At 38.5% G+C, this 9,924-nt stretch carries 7 protein-coding genes and 1 riboswitch; of the genes, 4 read left to right on the top strand and 3 right to left on the bottom strand.

The genetic code is table 11. The annotated features are described in order from the left end of the window. Positions 1–110: 110 nt before the first annotated feature. Both cobO and H4J56_RS14545 read right to left on the bottom strand, forming a co-directional pair. Entirely contained in the window at positions 111–716 is a 606-nt protein-coding gene (gene cobO / locus H4J56_RS14550) for a cob(I)yrinic acid a,c-diamide adenosyltransferase (protein WP_182215101.1), read from the bottom strand. Between the two features lie 122 nt (positions 717–838). After that, a riboswitch (cobalamin riboswitch) is annotated at positions 839–983 on the bottom strand. Positions 984–1,134: 151 nt separating this feature from the next. Further along, positions 1,135–3,207: a M13 family metallopeptidase gene (locus tag H4J56_RS14545; protein WP_182259523.1), complete on the bottom strand. Its 2,073-nt coding sequence runs from the start codon at positions 3,205–3,207 to the stop codon at positions 1,135–1,137. A gap of 330 nt (positions 3,208–3,537) precedes the next feature. On the opposite strand from H4J56_RS14545, the gene H4J56_RS14540 reads away from it, so the two are divergent. The 3 genes from H4J56_RS14540 to lolE are packed head-to-tail and all read left to right on the top strand — an operon-like array spanning position 3,538 to position 6,751. Further along, on the top strand, positions 3,538–4,776 hold the full coding sequence (locus H4J56_RS14540; protein WP_182222050.1) for a lipoprotein-releasing ABC transporter permease subunit: 1,239 nt from the start codon (positions 3,538–3,540) through the stop codon (positions 4,774–4,776). After that, complete coding sequence (lolD, locus tag H4J56_RS14535) at positions 4,769–5,452, top strand: lipoprotein-releasing ABC transporter ATP-binding protein LolD (protein ID WP_182215095.1); 684 nt, start codon at positions 4,769–4,771, stop codon at positions 5,450–5,452. The genes H4J56_RS14540 and lolD overlap by 8 nt, the downstream gene beginning before the upstream one ends. A 9-nt stretch (positions 5,453–5,461) precedes the next feature. Beyond that, a complete protein-coding gene (lolE, locus tag H4J56_RS14530; protein WP_182259522.1) occupies positions 5,462–6,751 on the top strand; it encodes a lipoprotein-releasing ABC transporter permease subunit LolE in 1,290 nt (429 codons plus the stop codon). A gap of 64 nt (positions 6,752–6,815) precedes the next feature. Here lolE and H4J56_RS14525 read toward each other — a convergent pair whose 3' ends face one another. Continuing rightward, positions 6,816–7,328, bottom strand: a complete 513-nt coding sequence (locus tag H4J56_RS14525) for a DUF2062 domain-containing protein (RefSeq protein WP_182222052.1) — start codon at positions 7,326–7,328, stop codon at positions 6,816–6,818. A gap of 61 nt (positions 7,329–7,389) precedes the next feature. Between H4J56_RS14525 and H4J56_RS14520 the strand changes: the two genes are divergently transcribed. Then, positions 7,390–9,840 (top strand): DNA internalization-related competence protein ComEC/Rec2, encoded by a 2,451-nt coding sequence (locus H4J56_RS14520; RefSeq protein ID WP_182259521.1) that lies wholly within the window; start codon positions 7,390–7,392, stop codon positions 9,838–9,840. Positions 9,841–9,924: the final 84 nt, after the last annotated feature.

Below are 9,924 nucleotides of genomic sequence, written 5' to 3'. Positions count from 1 at the left end.
GAAGGAGTTGGTATCAACATGACGTAGTTGTTATCAACATGACGTAGTTGTTATCAACATGACGTAGTTGTTATCAACATGACGTAGTTGGTATCAACATGGCTGAGTTATTACCAATCAATACCTTTTTGTGCTTTTATATTATTATCAAAAGCATGTTTAATCGATTGCACTTCACTAACCGTATCAGCTAATTCTAAGAGTGAACGATGTGCGCCACGGCCTGTGGCTATTACATGTTGCATCGGCGGGCGATTAGCGATGGCGTCTAGTACTTCATCAAGATCAAGGTATTTAAACGACAGCATGTAAGTCAGTTCATCAAGTAGCACAACATCAATGGTTTCGTCAGCTAATAGTTTCTTTGCTTCTTTCCAAACAAGTTGAGCAGCCGCAATATCGGTTGACTTATCTTGTGTATTCCAAGTAAACCCTGTTGCCATCACGTGAAAAGGTACGCCGAGCTTTTCTAGGACATTTCTTTCGCCACAAGCCCAAGTGCCTTTTATAAACTGAATGGCTGCTGCGTTTAGACCGTGTCCTACTGCGCGAGTTAGCGTGCCAAATCCTGATGTTGACTTACCCTTACCGTTACCTGTAATTACAATTAATATACCGCGTTCATCAGTGGCAGCATCAACTCTTGCATCAACTTTATCTTTTACTTTTTGCATGCGTGCTTGGTGTTTTTCACTTTTTTGTGTTTCGTCAACCATGAGTATTCCTATGGGTAATTATAGTTTTTTTAAAGAGGAGAAAAGGCAAGGCTAACGTTAAGGGGGTCCCTTAAAAAATAGCAATTTACCGTGTATTCCCGCACGATTTTATTGATGTTAATGGTGGTGATTTTATTGTGGATAGGTATGCTGACTCATTGGCAACTCTTAAGTCACTACAATTTACAGTTGCGGGAACAGTCAAGGTTTCTCACCTTATTCCCTAAACACGTTTACGTTGCGTTAGTTTACGAGATTTTTAATTATTTACAATATCTAGCGGCATTAAACATCATTGATTTTATGTTTTTGATAAATAGAATCTAAGGCAAGGAATTTTCAGTAATAAAAATGCCAACAATAGTTGTTGGCATTTTAGTGTTTTCTAATAATAACGTTATTTAACTAAGCCATTGGCTTACCAAATTTTTACACGTTTCTCAGGGGCGATATACATAGCATCACCTTCTTTAACGTTAAACGCTTTGTAGAATTCAGGCATGTTAGATAAAGAGCCTAATGCACGGAACTCACCAGGTGAATGAGGGTCAGTTGCTACTTGATTACGTAATGATTTCTCAACCTTTTTTCCACGCCATACTTGAGCAAAGCCCATGAAGAAACGTTGATCGCCAGTTAGTCCGTCAATTACCGGTGCTTCTTTACCATTTAATGAAGCAATATAAGCTTTATACGCGATAGTTACCCCTGATAAATCACCAATATTCTCGCCCAGTGTTAAAGAACCGTTTACATTTAAGTCTTCAAATACTGAATAGCCATCGTATTGTTTTACCAAGTCATCGGTGCGAACTTTAAAGGCCGCTAAATCTGCTTCAGTCCACCAGTTACGCATGTTACCGTCGCCATCATACTTACTCCCTTGGTCGTCAAATCCGTGACCCATTTCATGACCGATAACCGCGCCAATACCGCCATAGTTAACCGCATCGTCAGCAGCTAAGTTGAAAAATGGTGGCTGTAATATGGCTGCAGGGAAAACAATTTCATTCTTAGTTGGATTGTAATAAGCATTAACAGTTTGCGGCGTCATGCCCCATTCTTGCTTATCAATTGGACCACCTAACTTAGCGACTTCTTTTTGATGAGAAACACTACCAGAACGCATTTTATTGCCAACTAAGTCATCACCTTTAATAACAAGTGCGGAGTAATCTTCCCACTTATTTGGGTAACCAATTTTAGGATCAAAGCTTGCTAGTTTTACATGGGCAGCTTTTTTAGTTGAATCAGACATCCACTCTAGTTCATCAATACTTGCACCATATGCTCCGCGTAAGTTTTCAACAAGTTGTGTCATACGGGTTTTAGCTTCAGGCTTAAAGTGACGGCTCACATAAACTTTACCAATAACCTCACCTAAATTGCTGTTAACTACGCCAACACCACGCTTCCACATTGGACGTTGTTCTTTTTGTCCTCTTAACTGCTGAGAATAAAAGTCAAAATTTTCATTATCTAAATCAGCGGTTAAAGAACCAGAAAAGTTACTTAAGGTATGGAAAGTTAAGTAAGTTTGCCAATCAGCTAATGAGGTTGCTGCAAATATTTCGCCAAAACCTTTAACAAATGAAGGTTGGTTAATAATGATGTCTTTTTGGGCTGATACGCCTTGAGCAGCAAGGTAAGCATTCCAGTTAAATGCATCAGTAACTGTGTTTAAGTCAGCGACATCGAATTTATTGTAAGTTTTACTGCTGTCACGAGTTTCAACTTTTGTCCAATGAAAACCTGCTAATTTAGTTTCAATTGCCATGACCGTTTGCGCAGCAGCTTTACCGTTTTTCAAACCAGCTAAGTTGAACATATTTTCAATATGAGCAACATAACCTTTACGTAATGCGGCAAAACGTTCGGTTTCATCAAAGTAGTAATCTCTGTCGGGTAAGCCTAAACCTGTTTGCCAAATATGAGTGGCATAGCGAGTTGAGTCTTTACCGTCAACGCTGATATAAAACGCTAATGGGCTACCGACACCATTTTTTTGATTTTTACCAAAAAATGTCGCAAGTTCATTCTTGTCTTTTAAACCATTGATGCTATCAAATAATGGTTGGATAGGAGCCGTACCTGCAGTATTACGTGCATCCATGTTCATATATGAACGGAATAAGTCAGCTACTTTTTGTTCGTCGCTGCCCATTTTTAAATTTTCTGTTGCTGCTAATTCTTCAATGATTACTTTTACATTGTCATCAGCTTCGTCACGTAAGTCATAAAAGGCACCAATTGACGTTTTATCTCCAGGGATTTCATTAGCGTTCAACCAAGCACCGTTTACATAACGATAAAAGTTGTCTTGCGGACGAACGGATAAGTCCATTGTTGCTTTGTCGATACCTGAAGCTAATGCAGTTTTTTGCATGATAGGCATTTCTTGCTTAGTTGTCTCAGTGCTTTCTGGATTGTCGTTGCAAGCGGCAAGCAACAATAACGAAGAACAGACTGCACCTGTTATTATTTTTTTCATGGTAATCTCATTATTATTAAGTAAAGAATATGGTTATAAAATGGTAAACGCATTGATACTAAAGGGTTACAGGGCTTTTTACTAGATTTGGACATGAATTTTTACATAATGTATCAGCAGTGCCGTATTTTATTTTGTACATTAAGCCTGATGATTTTTTTATTTTTTTATTTAACTAATTGAAAGTAATCGTAATATTTTTCACTTTGATTTTTATCAATATTAATTATTGGCTTTTTTGCTGCCAAATAAAACATTGACTGTGCTATGCTGTGGCTACTTATAGAGTAATCGTTCTCTTACTGAATAACATAAGATGAAGTTTAATTAATGTTTCAACCCGTCAGTTTTTTCATTGGGCTACGCTATAGTCGTAGCCGTAAAAGTTCTGGATTTGTATCCTTTATCACTTTTTTCTCCATTGTCGGTATCGTCCTGGGTGTCGCATCATTGATCACAGTTGTTTCCGTTATGGACGGTTTAGAAGGTGAACAAAAACGGAGAATATTGGGTCTAGTTCCCCATATTGTCGTCGCCAATCAACCTCAGCAAAACAAAAACAATGCTTTACCTACATGGCAAATCCTACGTGAACAATTATTACTTACGCCTAAAGTTAAAGAAGTTACTCCTTTGTTGGAAAGTGAAGCACTCATACAAGCTAATTCTGGCGCATTACGCGGTGTACTCATTCAAGGAATCATGCCTGAATTCGAGCAGCACAATATTGTTAACAACTCTATGGTATCAGGACATTTAGATAATCTATCGACACAGAGCTTTGCCATTGTTATCGGACAGTCGCTAGCAAGGCAACTTGATGTCGATTTGGGTGATAAAATACGTTTAACACTGCCTAATAAAACCGTCTTTACCCCAATGGGGAGAATTCCGGTGCAACGCACTTTTACCATCGCTGGTATTTTTAGTGTTGGCTCACAAGTTGATGAAGGACTGGTCTATATTCACAGTAAAGATGGCGCAAAACTTCATCGACAAAGAGGTGATGGCGTTGAAAAACTTCGTTTGTATCTTGATGATGCTTTTGCTGCTGAGCAAGTGGTCAAACGTTTAAAACAACAATATCCACAGTATGATTTTACGACATGGCGCGATACTCAAGGCGCTTTATTTTCTGCTGTGCGCATGGAGAAAAATATGATGTGGTTGATGTTGAGCTTAATTATTGCCGTTGCCGCGTTTAATATTGTTTCCGCTTTAGTGATGGTTGTTATCGAAAAAAAGGGTGAAATTAGTATTTTACAAACACTTGGGCTAGATCGTCTTGGCGTGGTAAAAATATTTATTACTCAAGGTTTAGTTAATGGTTTTTGGGGCGTCACTATCGGTACTGTGGTTGGCGCTATACTAACCTTAAATTTAAATACTATATTTACCCTTCTCGGTGTTAATTTATTGGGAGCAGGGCAGTCTTTGCCCGTCGAACTATCAGTGAACAATGTGTTTAGTATTGTTTTATCAGCGTTAGCGATGAGTTTTATTGCTACATTATATCCCGCTTATCAGGCTTCTTTAACAGAGCCTGCCGAGGTTTTACGAAATGAGTAAAGGTTTACTTTGTCAGCAATTATCAAAGTCATATTATCAAGGTAGCATTGAAACCAAAGTCTTAGACGGGCTTGATTTGTCAGTAGATGCGGGTGAACTTGTTGCTATAGTGGGCAGCTCTGGTTGTGGTAAAAGTACTTTTTTACATATAGCTGGAGCACTAGATTCTCCGTCTTCAGGGCAGGTCTTTATTAGCGGTGTTGATATCCACCAGTTATCTGACAAGCAACGTGCTAAATTTCGCAATAAACATATTGGTTTTATTTATCAATTCCATCATTTAATGATGGAGTTTTCAGCACAAGAAAACGTGGCAATGCCTTTACTGATTCGCGGGGATTCACCTAAATCGGCCCTAGCTGCCGCACAAGAAATGCTCACACAGGTTGGGTTAAGTCACCGCTTTGAGCACCGGCCCTCCGCGCTTTCTGGTGGTGAGCGTCAACGTGTGGCTATTGCTCGGGCATTAGTGACTAAACCTTCATTAATATTAGCTGATGAACCAACAGGTAATTTAGACTTTGATACCGCAGAGCAAATATATCAGTTATTACGTGACCTTAATAAAACGGTAAACACCAGTTTTGTTATTGTTACCCATGACTTAATACTTGCTGCCAGAATGGATCGTCAACTACGTTTATCGCACGGCCGGTTAGCGCCCCTTGAAAGTTAAGGCTTTTAAATGACCAAATCATTAAGTTTATTTTTAGGTTTACGTTATGTGCGTAGCCGAAACGGTAATGGCTTCTCTTCGTTTATTTCAGCATCTTCCACTATCGGTATTGCGCTTGGTGTAATGGTATTGATTATTGTGCTCTCAGCAATGAACGGGTTCGAGCGAGCATTAGCGCAACATTTGCTGTCGGTTATTCCTCACGGTGAGCTAATTGCTATTAATACGCCGATAGATAACTGGCAAAAACACGTGGCGAAAGCACAACAACATCCACAAGTGATAGCCGCTGCACCTGTGATAAAACTTACCGGTATGATGCAACATGGCAGTGAACTCAAAGCCGTTGCTGTGCGTGGTGTCGATGTAAAGTTAGAACAGCAAGTTTCTACCATTGCCGATTATATGATTGCCGGCAGCTGGCAAGCGATCGTTGATAATGAAAATACCGAAAACCCTACGGTTGGTGTTGTTATCGGTTCGGGAGTTGCAAAAAAATTACAACTTGAATTAGGCGACTCACTACAATTGTTACTATCGAGTGTTATTGCCCAAAAAAATAACCAGCAAGCGAGTGCTAAATTTCCTGTGCCGGTTAAGCACCAAGTAAAAGTTGTTGGCATTTTTAAATTTGGCGGTACGATTGACGAAAACTCTGTATATCTTTCACTTGAGCATGCCGAAAAAATGGTTAATCTCGCGAAGGGGCAAGTTCAGGGAATTCGCATAAAAGTAGCTGATGTTTTTCAAGCGCCCCAGGTAACACGTGATGTTGCTTATAGCTTTGATGATACTTATGTTGCCATTTATGATTGGACACGAAGTCACGGCCATATTTTTAATGATATACAACTTGTACGATTAGTGATGTTTATTGTCTTAATATTAGTCATAGCGGTAGCAAGTTTTAATATTGTTTCAACGCTTATTATGGCAGTCAATGAGAAAAAAGGTGATATCGCTATTTTAAAAACTATGGGAGCACCGGCGAGCGTTATAATGATGACCTTTATGTTTCAAGGACTGGTTAATGGAGTCGTGGGTTGTCTAGTGGGGACAGTGTTAGGTATTGTTATCTCATTAAATTTAACTGATATTGTTATTGCAGTAGAAACACTTCTTAACGTAAAAGTGTTATCAGGTGATATCTATTTTATCGACTTTCTTCCCACTCACTTAAGCCAAGCTGACGTTGTAATTACTGTTTGTACTGCTTTACTGATGAGTCTACTGGCGACTATTTACCCCGCATGGCAAGCAACTAAAGTTGAGCCAGCGCAGGTGTTAGGACAAATGTAGCGGGTTTCACTTTTATATTATTAACCGATAATTTTTATCACCAACGCGAGACTAGAGCAGATTTTTACTTTCTACTTTTACGTTTATTCCATTGTTTGATAACAGAATATCGCCATAGACCATGTATGGCAAAATAACCTATTAGCGAGAAAAGTACCGCTAGCACGCCACAGCCAAGTAAAAATGCTGGTCCAATAGTTGATAAACTATCAACCAGCCATTGCCAATTCGCTTCAAATACAAATTCTTTTTCAGATCGGCCTAGTAGCCAGATGCCAACCATATAACAGCCATAAAAAATTGCGGGTATTGTGAGCGGATTAGTTATCCAAACGAGTGCAACAGAAAGTGGCAAATTCGAATGTACTATAATAGCAACACCAGCAGCTAAAACCATTTGAAAAGGTACCGGGATAAAGGCAAAAAATAAACCTACGGCAAAAGCTTTTGCGACAGAATTACGGTTTAAATGCCATAAGTTGGGGTTATGCAATGACGCACCAAAAATTTTTAAATGTTTATTATTTTTTATGGTGTTGTGATCCGGCATATAACGCTTGAAGAGTTTTTTAGGCATATACTTACTTATATTATCTAGGCTTTATTTATCGATTAGACAGATACGGAAATTAATCACTATGGAACGGTGGCTATTTACATTTTTTATCGGTGCTATTTTGTCACTATTCTTACCGATAGTACCAGACATTTCGCAAGTTTATATTTGTTTTTGTTTTGCTGTCATTTTTTGTCTCATCAAAAGGTTACGGAGTTATAGTGGGCTCTTTTTTGGCTGTGCTTGGTTACTCTATGCTGGCTTCGTTTATCAAAATATATGGCAAGTTAATAGCCTAATTACAGATGATTTTTTCGGTACAACCTTAACGGTAAGAGGTGTTGTTGCTAATATTCCAAAGTCATTAACGCGTAAAACAAACAAGGATGAAAGGGTTAAACAAGTATCACGTTTTAATTTTGTTGTTGAAGAAGTCAATCAACAAAAACTTCAATCAAAGATAAATATTCGTCTGCGTTGGGATCATAAGTCTGTTAAACCGGATCACTTAAAAAAAGTTACTAAGATTAACCAAGGCCAGAAATGGCAACTTACGGTGCGAGTAAAACCTGCCCATGGTTTTGCAAATATTGGCGGTTTTAGCTATCAAACATGGTTAAGACAAAAGGAACTCCATGCTACTGGCTATGTAAAACATTCAGCAAAAAATAAATTAATAGCAGCGCAGCCTAGTTATCGTCAAAAATTGTACTTACAACTCAATGAATTAATGGACTCATTGACTTTAACAAACGAGCTGCACCATTTTATTTTTGCTCTTACCTTTGGCGAGCGTGGCAAAATTACGGCTGAGCAATGGCAAGTTTTACAAGCAACAGGAACACAGCATTTAATGGCTATTTCTGGCTTACACTTAGGCTTAATTGCCAGTGGTGCTTTTGGATTCATGTTGATGTTTTTTCGCTATAGTCCGTTTTACGTACTGTTAACTCAAAAAGGCAAGTTATGGTTGGTAAAAAAGAACAGCCGTATCGTGGCTTTCGCTTTTAGTAGCTTAGTCGCACTATTTTATGCTTATCTGGCCGGCTTTTCTTTACCCACATTACGTGCCTTGATCATGATGCAAATATTTATTTGCGCTAAGCTAGTGGGGGTTAAATTAACAATAATACGTTGGTTATTACTGAGTATCGTTTGCATTATATTAATATCACCCTTTAGTCTATTTAGTGTCAGTTTTTGGCTAAGCGTTTATGCGGTATCACTGATATTATTGGTTATCTGGCGATGTCGAAAGTTACTCTTAACATCAGGTGATGGTCAAGTTGACAAAATAAAAGCCTGGCTCCACTCTCTAATTATTATCCAGCTAGGCTTAACATTATTTATGTTGCCCGTGGCGGCTTTATTGAATCATCAACTGCCTCTTTCTGCATTACTTGCTAATATTATTGCCGTGCCTTGGATGAGCTTTACCGCTATTCCGTTATGTTTATTGGCTGTGGTTGCTATGCCTTTGAGTGAAACGCTGGCTATGTTTTTTCTTGAGTTATCGTTAATATCATTAACGTTTATTTGGCAGTGGCTAAGTTACTTATCGAGCCAACAATGGCTGTTTATCGACGTTAGCCATCAGACATTAATGATTATTTTGATAATCAGCGGTTTATGCTTCATCAGTTATTTTTTAGCCTTACCCAAAAAAGTACTGGCTGTTGCGCTATTACTGACTTTTTTATTGAGTTATATGTTTTTTAATGACCAACAAAAAAATGATGATTGGCAAGTAAATGTCCTTGATGTTGGGCAAGGGTTAGCGGTTGTTATTGAAAGGCATGGGCAGGCTATTTTATACGATACTGGGGCAAGTTACCCCAGTGGATTTAACTTGGCAGAAAGTGTGGTTTTTCCTTATTTACAGTATCAAGGTTTGACCACTCTTGACTATTTACTGTTAAGTCATGCAGATAACGACCATGCTGGTGGCTTGGCTTTTATCGATAAAAAAATGGCGCTAAATAAAATTATCGTTAAGCACATCAAATATAATCAACCGGTAGAAGATGTTGGCAGGTATAGTTTTGTTAACATGTACAGTTGTAAACAAGGCGATGATTTTTCTTGGCAAGGTCTCACTTTTTCTGTGTTGTGGCCGGTGGTTCTTGAAGATAAAGAAAATGATAATTCGTGCGTGATCCATATTTCTGATGGTAAATATAAGGTGCTATTAACGGGTGATATTCCTCATAAAGTTGAAAAAATACTGGTCGCTAATACTGAAATCGCTAATCAGTTAAAAGCTGATGTTATTGTTGCGCCGCACCATGGCTCTAAAACCTCATCAAGTACGCGTTTTATTAAAGCGGTTTCACCCGAGGCCGTTATCTTTAGTGCGGGTTTTATGAATCGATGGAAGATGCCTAATAAAGCGGTACTTAAACGTTATCATCAGCTTAATGTAACGCCGTATGCAACTGCTGAGCATGGAATGATCCGCATAAACATTACCGAACAAGCCCTTGAAATTCAATCTTATCGTCTGCATATCAATCCATATTGGTTTGCTAATTAACGTTGTAAATATTATTAGTTGGTTGCAACTAAGAAATAACGCTAAAATGGCTTGGATATGAATAATTAATCGCGAAGTCACAGA

It is taken from the genome of Colwellia sp. BRX8-4 (assembly GCF_014077345.1).
Taxonomy (GTDB): Bacteria; Pseudomonadota; Gammaproteobacteria; order Enterobacterales; family Alteromonadaceae; genus Colwellia_A.
The sequence above is the reverse complement of the archived record's forward strand: the minus strand, read 5'-3'. Positions and strand labels throughout refer to the sequence as shown.

Bases quoted from the DNA above. Each gene is read 5' to 3' on its own strand.
- cobO (WP_182215101.1), bottom strand. From the start codon at position 716: ATGGTTGACGAAACACAAAAAAGTGAAAAACACCAAGCACGCATGCAA.
- H4J56_RS14545 (WP_182259523.1), bottom strand. From the start codon at position 3,207: ATGAAAAAAATAATAACAGGTGCAGTCTGTTCTTCGTTATTGTTGCTT.
- H4J56_RS14540 (WP_182222050.1), top strand. From the start codon at position 3,538: ATGTTTCAACCCGTCAGTTTTTTCATTGGGCTACGCTATAGTCGTAGC.
- lolD (WP_182215095.1), top strand. From the start codon at position 4,769: ATGAGTAAAGGTTTACTTTGTCAGCAATTATCAAAGTCATATTATCAA.
- lolE (WP_182259522.1), top strand. From the start codon at position 5,462: ATGACCAAATCATTAAGTTTATTTTTAGGTTTACGTTATGTGCGTAGC.
- H4J56_RS14525 (WP_182222052.1), bottom strand. From the start codon at position 7,328: ATGCCTAAAAAACTCTTCAAGCGTTATATGCCGGATCACAACACCATA.
- H4J56_RS14520 (WP_182259521.1), top strand. From the start codon at position 7,390: ATGGAACGGTGGCTATTTACATTTTTTATCGGTGCTATTTTGTCACTA.